This window comes from Bacillus nitratireducens (assembly GCF_036320425.1).
GTDB classification, from domain to species: domain Bacteria; phylum Bacillota; class Bacilli; order Bacillales; family Bacillaceae_G; genus Bacillus_A; species Bacillus_A nitratireducens.
Genome location: NZ_JAUMJO010000002.1, coordinates 757295 through 773842, shown reverse-complemented (window position 1 = coordinate 773842; position 16548 = coordinate 757295). Strand labels below are relative to the sequence as shown.

At 34.1% G+C, this 16548-nt stretch carries 19 protein-coding genes; 10 read left to right on the top strand and 9 right to left on the bottom strand.

The features are described 5' to 3' along the window. Window positions 1-432: 432 nt before the first annotated feature. Entirely contained in the window at window positions 433-1719 is a 1287-nt protein-coding gene (hcp, locus tag Q3V31_RS10190) for a hydroxylamine reductase (protein WP_329765197.1), read from the bottom strand. A gap of 912 nt (window positions 1720-2631) precedes the next feature. On the opposite strand from hcp, the gene Q3V31_RS10185 reads away from it, so the two are divergent. After that, window positions 2632-3762: an RNA-guided endonuclease InsQ/TnpB family protein gene (locus Q3V31_RS10185; protein WP_090814283.1), complete on the top strand. Its 1131-nt coding sequence runs from the start codon at window positions 2632-2634 to the stop codon at window positions 3760-3762. A 148-nt stretch (window positions 3763-3910) separates the two neighbouring features. Then, window positions 3911-4942 carry a hypothetical protein gene (locus Q3V31_RS10180; RefSeq protein WP_329765195.1) on the top strand — a complete coding sequence of 344 codons (1032 nt, stop codon included), beginning with the start codon at window positions 3911-3913 and terminating at the stop codon, window positions 4940-4942. A 447-nt stretch (window positions 4943-5389) separates the two neighbouring features. Here the strand turns inward: Q3V31_RS10180 and bla2 are convergent, their stop codons facing one another. Together bla2 and Q3V31_RS10170 are read right to left on the bottom strand one after the other, a co-directional pair. Next, window positions 5390-6160: a BcII family subclass B1 metallo-beta-lactamase gene (bla2, locus tag Q3V31_RS10175; RefSeq protein ID WP_090814282.1), complete on the bottom strand. Its 771-nt coding sequence runs from the start codon at window positions 6158-6160 to the stop codon at window positions 5390-5392. A gap of 142 nt (window positions 6161-6302) precedes the next feature. Beyond that, window positions 6303-6584, bottom strand: a complete 282-nt coding sequence (locus Q3V31_RS10170) for a MazG nucleotide pyrophosphohydrolase domain-containing protein (RefSeq protein ID WP_090814281.1) — start codon at window positions 6582-6584, stop codon at window positions 6303-6305. Window positions 6585-6706: 122 nt separating this feature from the next. Between Q3V31_RS10170 and Q3V31_RS10165 the strand changes: the two genes are divergently transcribed. After that, window positions 6707-6997, top strand: coding sequence for a DUF3784 domain-containing protein (locus tag Q3V31_RS10165; protein ID WP_012261330.1), 291 nt, complete (start codon window positions 6707-6709; stop codon window positions 6995-6997). Between the two features lie 29 nt (window positions 6998-7026). Here the strand turns inward: Q3V31_RS10165 and Q3V31_RS10160 are convergent, their stop codons facing one another. Further along, entirely contained in the window at window positions 7027-7323 is a 297-nt protein-coding gene (locus Q3V31_RS10160) for a hypothetical protein (protein ID WP_090814280.1), read from the bottom strand. A 285-nt stretch (window positions 7324-7608) separates the two neighbouring features. On the opposite strand from Q3V31_RS10160, the gene Q3V31_RS10155 reads away from it, so the two are divergent. Both Q3V31_RS10155 and Q3V31_RS10150 read left to right on the top strand, forming a co-directional pair. Further along, a complete protein-coding gene (locus Q3V31_RS10155; protein ID WP_090814279.1) occupies window positions 7609-7803 on the top strand; it encodes a hypothetical protein in 195 nt (64 codons plus the stop codon). A gap of 111 nt (window positions 7804-7914) precedes the next feature. Beyond that, entirely contained in the window at window positions 7915-8952 is a 1038-nt protein-coding gene (locus Q3V31_RS10150; RefSeq protein ID WP_090814278.1) for a serine hydrolase domain-containing protein, read from the top strand. A 36-nt stretch (window positions 8953-8988) separates the two neighbouring features. On the opposite strand, the gene Q3V31_RS10145 is transcribed toward Q3V31_RS10150, so the two are convergent. The 3 genes from Q3V31_RS10145 to yeiL form a co-directional block, all read right to left on the bottom strand. Then, window positions 8989-9237 (bottom strand): hypothetical protein, encoded by a 249-nt coding sequence (locus tag Q3V31_RS10145; RefSeq protein ID WP_000666936.1) that lies wholly within the window; start codon window positions 9235-9237, stop codon window positions 8989-8991. 386 nt (window positions 9238-9623) lie between these two features. After that, window positions 9624-9977 (bottom strand): glyoxalase superfamily protein, encoded by a 354-nt coding sequence (locus Q3V31_RS10140; RefSeq protein ID WP_090814277.1) that lies wholly within the window; start codon window positions 9975-9977, stop codon window positions 9624-9626. A 13-nt stretch (window positions 9978-9990) separates the two neighbouring features. Beyond that, on the bottom strand, window positions 9991-10683 hold the full coding sequence (gene yeiL / locus Q3V31_RS10135; RefSeq protein WP_090814276.1) for a transcriptional regulator YeiL: 693 nt from the start codon (window positions 10681-10683) through the stop codon (window positions 9991-9993). Between the two features lie 108 nt (window positions 10684-10791). Between yeiL and Q3V31_RS10130 the strand changes: the two genes are divergently transcribed. The 3 genes from Q3V31_RS10130 to Q3V31_RS10120 all read left to right on the top strand — a co-directional run bounded on the left by Q3V31_RS10130 (window position 10792) and on the right by Q3V31_RS10120 (window position 12300). Beyond that, a complete protein-coding gene (locus Q3V31_RS10130) occupies window positions 10792-11238 on the top strand; it encodes a DMT family transporter (protein ID WP_139266001.1) in 447 nt (148 codons plus the stop codon). 13 nt (window positions 11239-11251) lie between these two features. Beyond that, a complete protein-coding gene (locus Q3V31_RS10125) occupies window positions 11252-11716 on the top strand; it encodes a DMT family transporter (RefSeq protein WP_090814275.1) in 465 nt (154 codons plus the stop codon). 89 nt (window positions 11717-11805) lie between these two features. Next, window positions 11806-12300 carry a YhfM domain-containing protein gene (locus Q3V31_RS10120; RefSeq protein ID WP_139266000.1) on the top strand — a complete coding sequence of 165 codons (495 nt, stop codon included), beginning with the start codon at window positions 11806-11808 and terminating at the stop codon, window positions 12298-12300. Between the two features lie 40 nt (window positions 12301-12340). On the opposite strand, the gene aiiA is transcribed toward Q3V31_RS10120, so the two are convergent. After that, window positions 12341-13093: a quorum-quenching N-acyl homoserine lactonase AiiA gene (aiiA, locus tag Q3V31_RS10115; RefSeq protein ID WP_090814273.1), complete on the bottom strand. Its 753-nt coding sequence runs from the start codon at window positions 13091-13093 to the stop codon at window positions 12341-12343. A gap of 187 nt (window positions 13094-13280) precedes the next feature. Between aiiA and Q3V31_RS10110 the strand changes: the two genes are divergently transcribed. After that, window positions 13281-14300, top strand: a complete 1020-nt coding sequence (locus Q3V31_RS10110; protein ID WP_090814272.1) for a zinc-binding alcohol dehydrogenase family protein — start codon at window positions 13281-13283, stop codon at window positions 14298-14300. 44 nt (window positions 14301-14344) lie between these two features. Here the strand turns inward: Q3V31_RS10110 and Q3V31_RS10105 are convergent, their stop codons facing one another. After that, window positions 14345-15736: an amino acid permease gene (locus Q3V31_RS10105; RefSeq protein ID WP_139265999.1), complete on the bottom strand. Its 1392-nt coding sequence runs from the start codon at window positions 15734-15736 to the stop codon at window positions 14345-14347. Between the two features lie 563 nt (window positions 15737-16299). Between Q3V31_RS10105 and Q3V31_RS10100 the strand changes: the two genes are divergently transcribed. After that, entirely contained in the window at window positions 16300-16419 is a 120-nt protein-coding gene (locus Q3V31_RS10100) for a YjcZ family sporulation protein (RefSeq protein ID WP_329764992.1), read from the top strand. Window positions 16420-16548 lie beyond the last annotated feature (129 nt).

Here is a 16548-nt window from a genome sequence, read left to right as displayed (position 1 = left end):
AAGGCGAATTTTTACTGAATAGCTTTTGAGTAAAACCACACTATTCAGTATTACTTATTACAACTACATTGTATGACTAAGTAGCGATGGATGTCAACTGATTTTCAATTTTTTTCTAAAATCCGCTATTACCTATTGTTTACTGAAAACATTTTGAGAAACAACACTACTCAGTATCACCTATTACAACTACATTGTATGACTGAGTAGTTGTAAATGTCAACTCGATTTTTATATTTTTCTAAAATCAACTATTCCCTATTAGATACTGCCGATTTTCTTTTTAAAGAAATTACGTCACATACCTATCCCGCTAAGAAAAGAAAATACCCCAAAACAAAAATTCTACATTTTTGTTTTGGGGCGCTATACTATACCGAAGTTAATGAATACGGCTAGATCTTCTTATTAATAAGACAGATCATCCTTTTGTTACGATAACATCATTTCCATATCTTCCGCTGCATTTGTAATCAGTTTCAAACCGAATGTTTCTTGTAATACATCAAGCACGCCAGGTGAAATAAATTCAGGCGCCTTTGGACCGATGCGAATATCTTGAATCCCAAGACTAAATAGTCCAAGTAAAATCGCAACCGCTTTTTGTTCAAACCAGGATAGGACAATACTAACTGGCAATTCGTTCACTTCGCATTCAAATGCATCTGCTAAAGCGGCCGCTATTTTCACTGTTGAAATTGAATTATTGCATTGCCCTAAGTCAATGTAACGCGGAATCTCTGTACCAGGTACAACACCATAACTCACATCATTAAAACGGAATTTCCCGCAAGAAGTCGTTAAAATAACTGTTTCTGGCGGAAGTGACGTTGCCAATTCACGATAATATTCCCCGCCTTTTCCTGGTGCATCACAACCTGCGATGACAAAGAAACGTTTTATTTTGCCTTCCTTTACTGCATCAATAATTTCCGGAGCTAATGATAATACTGTATCGTGATGGAAACCTGTTACTAACTGCTCATCCGATTCCATATGTACTTCTGGAAGTTCTAGCGCTTTTTCAATCAATGGTGCAAAATCATCATTTTCAATTTTTTGTACACCCTCTAGACCTGCAATATCATATGAAAAGAATCGATCAGAGTATGATCCTTTAATTGGCATAACACAGTTCGTTGTCGCTAATATGGCACCTGTAAATTTTTCGAAAAGACGTCGTTGATCATACCATGCCTTACCAATATTTCCTTTTAAATGTTTATATTTTTTCAGCTGCGGATAACCGTGTGCTGGTAACATTTCAGAATGCGTATAAATATTAATTTCTTTTCCTTCTGTTTGCTTTAATAACTCTTCTAACGCAAATAAATTATGACCAGTAACTACAATTGCTTTACCTTCTACATGGTTTTGCGTAATTTGAACAGGCTCTGGAACACCAAAGTGATTCGTATGCGCCTCATCTAATAACTCCATTACTCGTAAAGCTGATTTCCCTACTTTCATAGCCATATCAATATGTTCTTGTTCATTAAAATTAGAATTTGTTAATGTCATGTACAGTGCTTCTTGCGTTGTAGCATCTACAAATGCATCGGTATACCCTAGCTGAGCAGCATGCGTACGATAAGCTGCAATTCCTTTTAATCCAAATACAATCGTATCTTGTAAACTTGCAATTGTTTCATTTTTACCGCAAACACCTATTACTTTACATCCGCCTGTTGGCGTTTGTTCACATTGATAACAAAACATGATCATCCCACCCTCTCCCAATCATTCCTTACAACCTAAGCATAATACCCATTGAGGAAAAGGGATGTGATATCAATCACAATAATATATAAAAATTTGTGACAGTTCACATTGTTGACATAATATTGTTACTGTCTTCTAATGTTCATATTTGCAAATCATTATTTATTTGCATCATATATCGGCGTACTGTTAAGGAATACAAATATCATATTCATCTAACATTTCACAAAATTTCCCTTACTGATGGTACAATTAAATTTATGGAGGGTAACTAACTGTTACGATTTATTTAACCAATTAAAACGAAAGTTAATTAAATATATCAGTAAGCCCTGCTAGTCAAGTGATTGGCTAGTAGTGAGGGTTAACTGCGGGCAATCCCTAAAGCTGATTGAACTACAACGTGGCTAAAAATAGCGAGCGTGAATGTCGCGAAAGCAGAAAAAATCAATCAGATGGTGCAAGGTTAAATCCTAAACACTAGAACAATGGGTCTTCCGCCTCGAATCATCTAAGTCAAAATGGATAAGATGAACGTTCAACGACTATCTCGTGTAACTGACGAGAGTACATCACAAGCCTATGGTGATGGAAAAATCCTCTATCTCTAAAGAGATAAACATATAGTCTGCGCTCATGTGAAAACATGAGAAGTTCATAAGAGAACTGGCTAAGGAATTGCGCCCTTAGTTGAACAAGATAAATTTTATTGAATCTATCAAACTTCATTGAAAATATCGAACATATGCGCTATGTTTGGTTCAATGAGGTGAGAATAATAATGAAATTTTCACGAGTTAGTCAAGTATCAGAATTAACAGGTTTGCATCCGAGTAGTCTAAGGAGAATGCTGGTGGAACACGCTACTATTCAGAAGAACAAATCTTTCATTAAAGGAGTTAAATTCTGATGATATTGGCGAAGAAAGTCAGACTGATTCCAACGCCTGAACAAGAACAAGTGCTTAGAAACCATGCTGGTGCTGCAAGATTCGCTTATAACTATTGTAAAAGAATGAGTGATAGATACTATAAGCTATTTGGAAAATCTGTTTCACAGTTAGCTTTACAGAAACGATTTACAAAAATTAAGAAGCGAAAGAGATATGAGTGGTTAAATAACATCAACGCACAAGTTCCTAAACAGGCTTCAAAAGATTTTGATAAGGCGAGGAAAAATTCGTTCAAAAAGTACAAAAATGGTTCTCACACTTCTTATAAATCAAAAAAAGATTTAATTCAAGGATTTTATGCCAATTATGAAAGACTGATTATAGGAAAGAAAGTAGTTCATATTCAGTCCATTGGAGAAGTGAAAACAAGCCAACAACTACCAAGAAACAAAAAACCATCCAATCCAAGAGTTACATTTGACGGTCGTCACTGGTGGATTAGTGTAGGATTCCAAGAAGACTTTGAATTACAAGCACTAACCAATGAGTCGATTGGTGTGGATGTTGGTTTAAAAGAGCTGTTTGTAGCTTCTAATGGTATGAAAGAACGAAATATAAACAAAGATGCTAAGGTTAAAAAACTTTTGAAAAGGAAAAAGTTAGCGCAAAGAGATATGTCTAGGAGATTAAAAAAAGGTGTGGAATTTCAATCTGCCGGATATGAAAAAGCTAAAACTGAGCACCTTCGGTTATCTAGGAAAATTACGAATATCCGAAATAACCATATCCATCAAGCAACAGCTAAATTGGTGAAAACCAAACCAATGAGGATTGTTGTGGAAGACTTACCTATCTCAAACCTGTTAAAAAACAAAAAACTATCGAAAGCATTTTCATTTCAAAAATTAAACTTCTTCTTTCAATGTTTATCATACAAGTGTGAGAAGTACGGCATTGAGTATGTAAAAGCTGATAAATGGTTCGCCTCAAGTAAGATTTGTTCATGTTGCGGAGTGAAATACGACCATTCAGTTCAACCAGAAGGACAGTGGAGTTTAAAAATACGTGAGTGGTGTTGTGTTCCATGCAATAGCCATCACGATAGGGATATAAATGCGTCGATAAATTTATCAAGATGGGTAAAATAAAAGCTTGATAATGTGAGGTAACGATACTGCCTCGTGTGGAGTGTTATACCCCTCGTCCCTTCGGGGTTGCGAGAACACGATGAAGCACTAACTTGTGTAAATTTGATTGAATTGTATAGATTTAGTTAAATTTATCGTATCGGATAATATGGTATATATGATGTTTTATTACGGAATACTGTTTCTTATACTCGGTATTGCAGTATTTCTGTTTATTATGGCTGGATCACGAAAAATTAGGAATAAAAATCTTTCATTCGTATTGATCGGTTTAGGGATAAATATACTTGCAAGTCCGATGGCACTTTTTATAGGGGTGATGGCAACAGATTCACCGTATAGTACGAGACTAGATTTTTGGAAAGGTTTTTTCTTTATTCAAGGAATACCTCTTTGCTTACTACTTATAGCTTTCATTTGGTGGCTTATTCGCCCGCCAAAAGTAACGGTTCAAACGAGTATTGAAAAAGAACTTGAACAAAATAGTAAAAGCACTAAGAAAAAAGCGACACGGAGACGTCCCATTACTGCCTTACGTATCGTAATTCCAATTATTTTAGTAGTAGGCTGTTTGTCTTACATTTTGTATTTACAGGACATTACACTTAAAAAAAGTCATTCTCCAAATAATAAAAATACGATTAAAGTAGTGAAACTAGATTCAGACTCTTCTCTTGGTCCCACTCCCGTCAGAATTAAATGCGGCTTATGGGAACATTTTGACACAAGTATTGCAAATGACGGGGAACGTCTCGATTCCTCAGACGTTTCTATATATTGGAAAAATGATTATGAGGCAACGATAACGCTACGAGAAAAAGAATCCGTACCTGAAGTTGTGGAATTTAACATATCAAATAAATCCAATGGTCCTGTTTTTAAGAAGGTACAAAAAGTGGTCAGTTCCTTTACCTTTCAAAAAAGTGAATCTCCAAATTTAATAAATATTATCGAGTTTAGAGAAACAATAAAATCAAAAGGACCAAGCCCCACTTCAACTGTAAGAATCTATTATGGGAAAAGAGGTAGCATTTTAGAAAAATATAAAGAGGTCACTCTTAAGGAAATGTATACGACAGACAACTTCAATATCAATTGGAGAAACGATGAACAAGTACAGGTAGAAGTAATAGAGGAAAATGTAGTAACAACTAGCATCGTGATTGATGTGTCAAAGTAAGTTTTTTTCACATGTTATAACTGTTTTCTACCTGGCACTTGAGAGATACATAGTATTTACAAACAAAAAGATTTATAAACATGATGAGCCCCCTCTTTCTTTACAATGCATTTACACTATCTTAACATTACTTACATTATTTATATGATATATTTATATAGAACTACTTAAGAAATTTCATGTACATTGTTATCTTTATAATCTCTGATTTAATTGATAAGAGATTATGTTATATTTTTATACCAGGGGTGAATGAGGATGACTGAAACTTTAAAAACACTTATAATGCTTGATGCTACTTACGTTGTTATAGCAATTATGACGGTACTGGTATTTGTATACTTGGAATTAAAATCTCAGTAACGTATGCGGGCTTCGCATTTAAATATAGCTAGAAGAAAGCGAGGAGAAAATTGTTTCTCCTCGTTTTTATATTCCCGCAGTTTCTTATTTCAACAAATCCAATGTATGTAAAAGTAATCCTCTGTCCCCTACTTCTCCATGACCAGGCACTACTGCATTTATATTTCCATATCGCTTCAGCACATTTTCAATCGATGTGGACCATTCATTTACATAGGCATCAGCAACGTTTCCTAAATCTTTAGCTTCCGTAGATTTCACTAAACAGCCTCCAGCTAAAATGTTGTATTGCGGTAACCATACAACGATATTATCTTCTGTATGTCCTTTCCCTGGATAGAATGCTTCTACTTTCATATTTCCAAACTTCAAATTCGTAATTGTTTGTAAGTCTCCAAGTGGCTCTTCATATCCATTTTTCTTTGCTAGTTCTGCAGTTAGTGCTGTACTATGCGCTTTAATGCCTCTTTCTTTCAACGTTTTTATTCCGCCAATTCGATCAGCATGCGCATGTGTAATAATAACATCCGTTACGCGCTTCTTAAATTTCTTTTCTACCATCTCTATTAATTCCTTCGTTAACTTATCATCCCAAGAAGAATCGACAAGTACTAACCCTTTAGAAGTAGTAAGAACTAGACCGTTCGAAGGAACTGCTTCTCCGTTAAAATAACCTAACTCAGTATGAATCCATACATTTTTGTTTAACTGAGAAATTGAAATAGTTCCTGTCTCATTCTTTATTACTTTTTGCTCTAGCTTTTGTTCCGCTTTCACAGAAGAAATTGCACTAACAAATTGAGTTGTTCCTAGTAAACTAACACATACCCCTAATTTTAATAATGTATTTTTCATTTTCTCCACCCTTTCTTTCAAACTAAATAGTTATTACCTATATTAGACAATTGACCTTAACAGTTTGTTCCATTTTTCTTACATATTTTTCATACAATTAATAAAAAGCGTACAAAATTTTGTACGCTTTTTAAATTTCCTTTTACCATTCACGTTTTTTATTAATTATCATTTTTTCTTCGAATGCCTTCTCTAAATCAATTTCTAACTTGTTTGCTAAATCACATACATTCCAAATTACATCAAACATTTCTAAACCAATCTCTCTTTTCGAATCTTGTATTTTACCACGCTTTAATATAACTTCCGCTAATTCACCCAATTCCGCCATCGTATACATCGTACGCTCTTCAATGGTTGTATCTTGAAACCCTTTTTCTTTACTGAAACTCGATACATATTGCTGAAATTCCGAAATATTCATATGTAATCTCCCTTCATCGTAAATATCTCATTTTTAATAAACTTAAAATCAAAATTGTATTTTGTTAAATTATAACATTCATACTATAATTTATTTATAGTCCATTAACGGAGGTGTTTTCAATGACTCTCTTCGCTTCCCCATCATTATTCATACTAGCAATCATTTCATTTGCATTAGCTTATTTCATCGGAGTAAAACAATACACTTGGCTCTTATCAGGTTTCAATGAACGCCGTGTGTCAGATAAAGTTAAGTTATCGAAGATAGTTGGTCTTTATAATTTAACCGCCGGTGTTATCGCCACAATTGGTAGTGTCTTCACTACCCCTAATGCAAAAATCGTATTTCCTATCATTATTATTGGCCACGTTATAATAGCAGCTTATGTAAATACACGTATGGTGCAGTGAAAAAAGATCACCCAAATGGATGATCTTTTTTATAATTTATCAACATATTGCTTCGCTTCTAGTAAGGAAAACCCAAAAGCTTCTCTTACTCTCTTAATTGCCTTAACTTTTCTTCCCTCCTCCATAAGCTGACGTAATTCTTTGTTAATCTCAGCTTTATTAATCTCAGGTTCTCTATCTATAATTCCCATTTCTTTCGTAATTAGCTGTAATCTATCTTCCATCCGCTTTAAACGCGCATCCGTTTTCTTTTCGATTTTATTTAATTTTTCAACGATATAAATAAACCCAAAGATCGCTATCGGTATGATCATCCAAAATTCCATGACTATTCCTCCTCATTAGCTTTCATTTGTTTTAATTCACTAACTTATGTAAATTTTACCATCAAACACATTTAATGTATAATAGCGATATACAACACTGTTGATATAGTGAAACTTTAATCAGTGGGTGTTTTGTTCATCCCCCACTGATTATTAGTTGAACCAATCGGGCATTTACGGGCAGCCCGACTCCCACCTAACTTCTTTGCCCCAGTCGAATTTTGAGGTGGGCGTTTTACTGCCCGTTAATGCGGGATAAAACCTTTTATTTTAGGGGGACACTTTATGAAAAGATTTTTTAAGACGTTACTACAATTTGTAGTTCTTTCAATTGCACTACATTTATTATTTGATATCGTTGGCTGGCTTGTTTTCAATGCACCAATTAAAAACAAACAAATCATTATTTCCTTACTAACAACCTCATGGCTTATGTACATGTACCGAGATAAATTTTTTAAAGGATTCACTTCGAATTAACTAAAAAAACTTCATCGATAAAAGATGAAGTTTTTTCTTTTGCTCTCCTTCTCTCTATTTATTACTGTATAATAAAACTAATATTCTGTCTTTTAGAAGAAAGGAGTCACCATGAACTTAAAAAACAACAATATATATGAGAAAATGAACCAATATTCCGTTGCAGGATTAAGCCTTGCCATTATACGTGATGGCACACTAGACGAAGTCGCTGCTTTCGGAACACTTGAATTTGGAACAACTAGAACTGTCACTACGGATTCTATATTCAATTCTTGTTCTATTAGTAAATTCATCACTTCAATGCTCGTACTAACGTTATCAGATCAAGGAATCGTACATTTAGATGAAGACGTAAATGATAGACTCACATCTTGGAACATCCCTACCAATCTATTTACTTCACAGAAAAAAGTCACGTTACGAAACTTATTAAGTCACCAATCTGGGATGATTGATCCTCCTAATAGTTTTGAACATTATACACTTGTACAAGGACTACCTAAAATGGATGAGGTCCTTGCCGGTAAAACACTATATTGCCCCGTGCCTATAGAGGTAACTTATAAACCAGAAAGCGAATTTCACTACTCTGACGCAAACTTTTGCATTATCGAACTACTACTTGAAGATATAACTGGAACACCATTCAACCTTTTACTTGAAGAATATATCTTTCAACCACTCCAGCTGAAAAATAGTAAGGTATTCTCTACTAAAGATATAAATAAATTAGATACATTTGCTTGTGGACATAATAAAGATGGCACCGTTACAAATGAAAAGTATCCATTTTATCCATTCGCAGCAGCTTCAGGCGTTTGGACAACACCAACTGACTTATCAACTTTAGTACTCGGACTCATTCATTCCTTACAAGGAAATAGCAAACTAAAACTTTCTCAAAAAATAGTACAAGACATGATTTCTCCTCAAGGTTGCTCAAAATGGACTGGACTAGGTGTTTTTCTAGATGATTCTAATAAAGACTTACAAATTTATTCACTGGGATGGGGCGTTGGATTTCAATGTATGATGGTATGCTATCCCTACCGAGGTAATGGTGCTGTTATTATGACGAACGCTGACTTAGGTGTTCATCAAATGGAAGGGATTATTGGCGAGGTTTTAAAAACGTTATACTTATAATGAAAAGAAAGAAGCTGTTCTTTCCAGCTTCTTTCTTTATATAACATTTTTCGCAACAATTTTTATGTGTTCTGGTGCGATAATCTCCGTTATACTTTCTTGGAAATCTTCATGCAACAGTTCTTCAATATGTTCTAACTGCACTTCGACATGTGTGCATTCTAAATTATGTATGTTTAATAGTGCATAATGATCTTTTTTCTTAATTACTAAATATTGATTTTCTTCTGTTACGAGTATCGATCCTAATCGCACTCCTAGTAAGCGTTGATCATCAAACTTCATAATTACTTCTCCTTCCCTCACATAAATGAAATTAAAATGAAAATAATTACATTTATGGATAATACTCTTTTTTAGACTATATCATAATTTACTAAAATATAAATATCATTTTTTCTTTTAATAAAAATTCCTATTCTTTCATATATTTCGATACAAAAAACTTTCTCAACACAAAATTGGAATTTTCAGTTTTTATTCTTGTAAAAATCTATTATAATAAAGTTAATAAATGTTTGACCTCTCCTAATTCATGTACATATGGATGATCAGTAGTTGTTGCTACTGATCTATTTTTTTGCCCCCTATCTCCAATAGTAGTTCATTATTTTATTCGCCAAGCCATTAACTCACGAGTCCAATCTAATAAACGCTTAGTAATTCTAATCCTAAACCTTCTCCTCATAAAATATAATTCTATTTAAAAATGGATCAATCACAGTTAATTCCATTGTATCCCACGGTGTTCTCTCTATATCAGGTTTTGCATAAGCATAATCTTTACTTGATAAAATAGTATAGTAACTTTTTAAATCTTCTATTTCCATACGAATCGCACCACCTGGCGAAGCATCCCCATGATGTTCTGATAAATGTATTACAGCATCATGTAACGAAATTTGCATATATAATGGCATATGTTCCTCATACCGATGTTCCCAATCCAGTTTAAATCCTAAAAAATCTAAGTAAAATAGCTTTGCTTTTTCAATATCAAAAATTCTAAATATAGGTGTAATCATTCATACTCTCCTCCTATTTATAAACATCTGCCGCCAATTCCCTCAAAACATCCACATTCACTACTTCAAAGCAACCATTGTTCTTTTTTATTATCTCTTTATCACAAAAAATATTTAATGTACGTAATAGGTGCCGATAACTCGTTCCTAACAATTCAGCTGTTTCCGTTAAATTCCCACTAAATACAATTCTATTTCCGTGCTGCACCGCTCGTTCCCCCGCTGCTAACATATAACTCGCCAGTCTATTTTCAAGTGGATATAGTAAATTAATTGTACTATTTTTTGAAAGTCGATTTAACTTATGTGCTAATGATCCGCAAATACATCGTAAAAATTTCGCATCATGAAATAATTGATTTCTCACTTTCCCTAAAGGTAAACCAACACAATATGAATCTGCCATCACTTGTACGTTTGAAGCAGTCTTTTGAGAATGAATTAACTCCACATCTCCTAACAGCTGCAAGCTATCATAAAAACATAATAATACAGACTTCCCGTTACTTAATGTATTAAACGCTTTCGCTTTTCCTTCAACGAAGAAAAATAAATAATCTATCTCTTCATTTTCTCTACAAATAAACTCGTTCTTTTTAAAAAATATGAGTTCCATATACGGTTTCATATCATTACTAAAAAAGGAGTCAATATTATTTTGTTTCATATACTCTGCTAATTTATTAAAATTACATACTTTCTTCATATTCCCCCACCTTTACAACTCATCCCCATTGTAAATAAAATTTTCTTCTTCCACTATGACATATGTCATAGTAATACACAATTTCAGCATGATACAGTCATTACAAATATGAAATTTAAAGGGGATATTACATTGTATAACTTTCTTTCTGTCTTTATTGGTGTGCTCATCGCCGTTATGCTTCCATTGAATGGGATTTTATCTGAGTTAATTGGCAAGTATACAGCGAGCGTTGTCATTCACCTTGTCGGTTTAATTGCAGTTATTTTCGTTTTAATTATAAACAAAAATAAAATCCGCTTCGATAAAAGTATTCCACTTTTTTTATATAGTGCTGGGGCAATTGGGGTATTCACTGTTCTTTTTAATAATATAAGTTTCTCCGTCCTTGGTGCCTCTATTACGATCGCATTAAGTTTACTTGGTCAATCCATTGCTTCCATCGTTATTGATCATTTCGGCTTATTAGGAATGAAAGTTGCAAAGTTTGAAAAGAAAAAACTAATTGGATTATGTTTCATCTCTTCCGGAATTATAATCATGACAATTTATTAATGGAGGCAAGAAAATGTTATATATTACTATCTCTATTTTAGCCGGTGTTTCTATCGTTGTTGCTAGAATTATTAACGCGAATTTAGCAGCGAAAATTGGAAATTGGGAAGGCACGTTTTTTAATTATATTACTGGATTATTTTTCTCTATGTTATTTTTAATTTTCAGTTCAGATTCATTGTATATTCCGATGCAGACGTTACAATCTATACCTATCGCTGTGTACTTAGGCGGATTAGTAGGCGTTATCGTCATCTCATTATCGAACTATATTACTCCTAAAATATCAGCATTTTATTTAACGTTACTCATCTTTATCGGGCAATTATTTGCGGGGACTATCATTGATTTCATCTTGTCACAAGAACTCTCAATGGGCAAAGTTATCGGTGGCATTTTCGTACTAATTGGTCTCACTTACAATTTACTCGTAGATCGCCCTGTTAAAACTGTGCAGAATAACCAAGTTCAACTATAATACTTTACGCTTCCCTATCATATATTAATAGAAAAGCTCTTCATACGAAGTGATAGAGAGGAGAATATTCTATTAAGAAAATCATTTTACTGCTAGGTAGCGCATTGATTATTTTTGGTATCGTCTGGTTTTTAAACTCAGGGAAATCTATTCAAGATTTCTATACAGCAAATAAACCAAAGAAGAAAGCTACTATCATTTCAACTCAAAGAGATCCAAATGAGCCCCCTGTTTTTTTAGGAAAACAGGAAATAAAAGATATACATGTCGAGTCAATTAAAACAAAAAAAGATATCTTTCTCACAAAAACAGATGAATTAAAAACGTTTATTAACAGTATGAATACCGCCAAAAAAGGCAAATTAACATTAGATGAAGAAGGTTCAGATTTAATAGATTGTGATATGTGGATTACTTTCGAGGATGGGACTTATAAAAAATATTTTATCTGGGTAGTTGATCATCACAGTAGTGAAGTGATGATTGCTCAGCAAGATACTCCTGATGATGTAAACCTTACGTACTATCAATTAAATGAAGACAGTTCCAAGAAAGTTTATAACCTGTTTAAAAAAGTCATTTAAACGAAAAAGTCATGAGCATGTAAGCTCATGACTTTTTGCACTATATATATTCCGGGAACACTTTACATCCCTTTTCCTGTTCTATATCATGTCCAAAGAAAACTATCGGTTTCTCTTTCCTCACAACTTCTTTTAAACGTTTAATTGAAGATAAGGCTAATTCTGAATCAAATCCAGCAAACGGCACTTCATCTTCAAAATTCTCTTTCGTATAAGATGCATCAATCGTTAATAATACAGGACCGGATTTTTCTGTCTCAATTAATAACGATTGATGCCCTGGAGTATGGCCTGGTGTATGCAATAGTTGAACACCTGGCACAACTTCATAATCCCCTTCAATGATTTTGTAGTTTAAATTCGGTAATATACATTCTTTCATATATTCTTCTCTATGAAGTGCTGCCTCATATTCCGCTCGCTGCACAATAATCGGTGTATTTGTAAAAGCACCGTTTCCTCCTGCATGATCAAAATGTAAGTGAGAACTAATAATATATAGAAGGTCTTCCGGCTCATACCCTACACGTTTTAAAATATTGACGATTCTATCTTCTTCAGTCATTTTCGGTAAAATCTGTCCTTCTACAAATGTCCCTTCAAAAAAGTTTTCATTATTAACTGCACTTTCTGGCATACCTGTATCTACTAAAATAGGCCCCTCTTCTGTCTCCAAAAGATAACACCATACCGGTAAGTCTAATAATTTTCCTGATGTTAATGTACTATTAACAGAAGAATGATCTAACATACAACGACCTGCAGGGACGAAATAAAGTTTCTTTACTGTCATTATGTATCCACCTTTACATTTAGTTTTGGATAAAGTAACACAGTAAAAAATTCTGCTTTTTAGAAACAAACTCCTTCCACACTTTCATACCAGCATAAATAAAAAAGAGTGTACTTTTTTACATAATGGCATTTCACCATCTATAATAAAAGAGTAAATGACTCTTACTTTAATGGAGGGAATAGAAATGAAAGCAATTGGTTTACATGAATACTTACCTATTGAAGAAGAAAACAGTTTAATTGATATTGAAATCGAAAGACCTGTTGCTACAGGAAGAGATATACTCGTTAAAATTAACGCTATTTCCGTTAATCCGGTTGATACAAAAGTTCGCTCTCCGAAAGATAAAAAAGAAGATGTAGCGAAAATACTTGGCTGGGACGCTAGTGGTGTTGTTGTACAAACGGGCGAAGGTTGTACGTTATTTAAAGAAGGCGACGAAGTGTTTTACGCTGGAAGCATTACGAGACAAGGTACATATAGTGAATACCATTTAGTTGATGAAAGAATTGTTGGTAAAAAACCAAAAACGTTAAGTGATGCTGAATCTGCAGCAATTCCTTTAACAGCTATTACAGCATGGGAAGGTTTATTTGAACGTTTAGGAATTGATTATAATAAGAAAGATACAAATACATTCAAAAACATTTTAATTATTGGCGGAGCTGGTGGTGTTGGCTCGATTGCTATTCAATTAGCAAAATGGGCTGGACTGAATGTAATCACAACTGCATCCCGCAATGAAACGATACACTGGGTTGAAAAATTCGGTGCCGATTATATAGTTAACCATCACCAACCTTTACAAGATCAACTATTAGAGTTTGGGCTAAAAGATGTAGATTATATCTTCTGCTTAAACAATACAGATCAACATTGGCAAGCAATATGTGACCTCATTAAACCACAAGGAAAAATTTGCTCTATCGTAGAAAATGAACACCCTCTTGAAATGGGGATTTTAAAAAGTAAAAGTGCTACATTCGTTTGGGAGTTTATGTTCACAAAAGCGATGTATGAAACTGGTGATATGATTACGCAGCACGAACTATTAAATAAAGTGAGTGAGCTATTAGATGAAGGTATCCTTCATACAACTTTAAACGACACGTTAACACCAATACATGCAGAAAACCTTAAAAAAGCACATGCATTGCTTGAGAGTGGACGTACAATTGGGAAAATTGTATTAGAAAAGTTTTAATAAAAAAGGCCGATTTCTAAATATGAAATCGGCCTTTTTTACCTTTATTTACTTGAAATCCCTTGATCATCTTGAGCGTCTAACGGCGCTCTCTTCCCTATTCCGAAAGCATAGAAACTAATTGTTACGATAGCTAAGAAAACAATACCTACAATTAGTGAAATACGAGTATCATCGTTAAACCACATACCGATTAATACCATAATTAAAAAGGCAATTGTTAAATAGTTTGTAACAGGAGCAAATGGCATTTTGAATGGATGATCTTTCATCGCTGCTCCTTTTTCTTTTCTAAAATTAATTTGACTAATTAAAATGACAAACCATGGTACCATACCAGGAAGTACACTCGCACTATATACATATACGAATAAGTTTTTGGGAGCGATATAACTTAAAACAACACCAACCGCTAAACCGATAATTACACCAACTGTACCGAATAAAGGTACACCATTACTAGAAATCTTCGTAAAGTATTTCGGTGCTTGTCCATTTACACCTAATGTATAAAGCATACGCCCAGCACTATAAATACCACTGTTACAACCAGACATTGCTGCTGTAATAACAACGAAGTTAATAAGTCCCGCAGCTGCTGTAATACCAACTTTCGCAAAAGTTGCTACGAACGGACTACCAATTGAACTTAATTGATCCCAAGGATAAACAGTTACAATAACGAAAATAGCACCAATATAGAAAATTAGAATACGCCAAATTGTACTTTGAATTGCTCTTGTAAGTGTCTTCTTCGGATTTTTCGCTTCACCAGCAGTAATCCCGATTAATTCCACACCTTGATATGCTCCAACTACAAGTGATAAGGCAAAGAAGAATCCTGAAAAACCACCTGTGAAGAAACCACCATTTTTCCATAGATTAGATATACCAATTGCTTCTCCTCCGTTCCCAATTCCGAAGAAAATGAGACCGAATCCGGCAATAATCATTAATAAAATCGTAACGATTTTAATCATCGCAAACCAAAATTCAAATTCACCAAACGACTTAACCGAAATTAAGTTGGCAGCACCAAGAATGACCATTGCGATAATACCAGGTATCCAAGCTGGTAAATCTGGGAACCAATAGTTCATATACGCTCCAACTGCGATAATCTCTGACATCCCAACGATAACCCACTGGAACCAGTTACTCCACGCTGTCATATAACCAGCTAGCGGATGAATGTACTTGTGACCAAATGTCGCAAATGAACCTGTACTTGGCTCCATATACAACATTTCTCCCATGGCACGCATAATGAAGAAGATAAAAATACCTGCAATCGCATAGGCAAGCATTACTGACGGACCTGTCCATTTAATCGTGCTGGCTGACCCCATAAACAAACCAACACCAATCGTTCCGCCTAAAGCGATCATTTGAATATGACGTGCTTCTAAGCCCCTTTTCAATTCTTTGTTTGCCACTTCATTTCCCCCTCTTAGATGATTCATAGCCGCATTTAAAGTAAGATGGTGTACCCTAATTCTTCTTTGGTCTGAAAATGATGAAGCGAGTATCATTTTTAGCGCACTTAAAAGTTGTTCTTTCCTTCTTATTAAGTCGTAAAAGCTTCTTCATTTTCAAACCTTCGCAAAATTGTAAAATTGCTTATTTTATAATAATTCATTTATCTGAAAAATACAATTACTTTTTCTGGCAGATCGTTATATGCGAATCGAATACAATCCATTGTTATATTAGTAACTAAAAACATAAATTCAATATAATTGAAATTTAAAGGACTTTTTTCCAAATCCCTCTATTAAATAATAAACTATTTTATCGCACTTTCATTCAACAAAACCTAAACTATCTCTCCTCTGTAAACTCCTTTTCGTTTCGCTAACTTTGTTCCTACACATTTGTTTCTTTAATCATTTCTCAAAGGACCTGCTCATTCGTCATTAAAAAATATAAAGTAACGTAAATCCATTAAAACAAAAGAGTGACACAATGTTTTCCCCTCTTACGTAAAGGAGGAAGTATTATGGGATATGGTGGTAGTTGCGGTAGAGGCTGTGATTTTGGTGGCGGATTCACCTTACTAGTTGTGCTCTTTATCTTATTAATCATAGTTGGAGCTAGTTGCAGCAGATTCGGCTGCTAAAAAGAGACACTCTTGATAGTGTCTCTTTTTATGCATTCATCTTAAATTATAATACTACTTATATTATTTTAGGTATTATCGTCCTAGGTTTCGCTACATATCCATCAGGCAAATAACCCGAAACGAGAA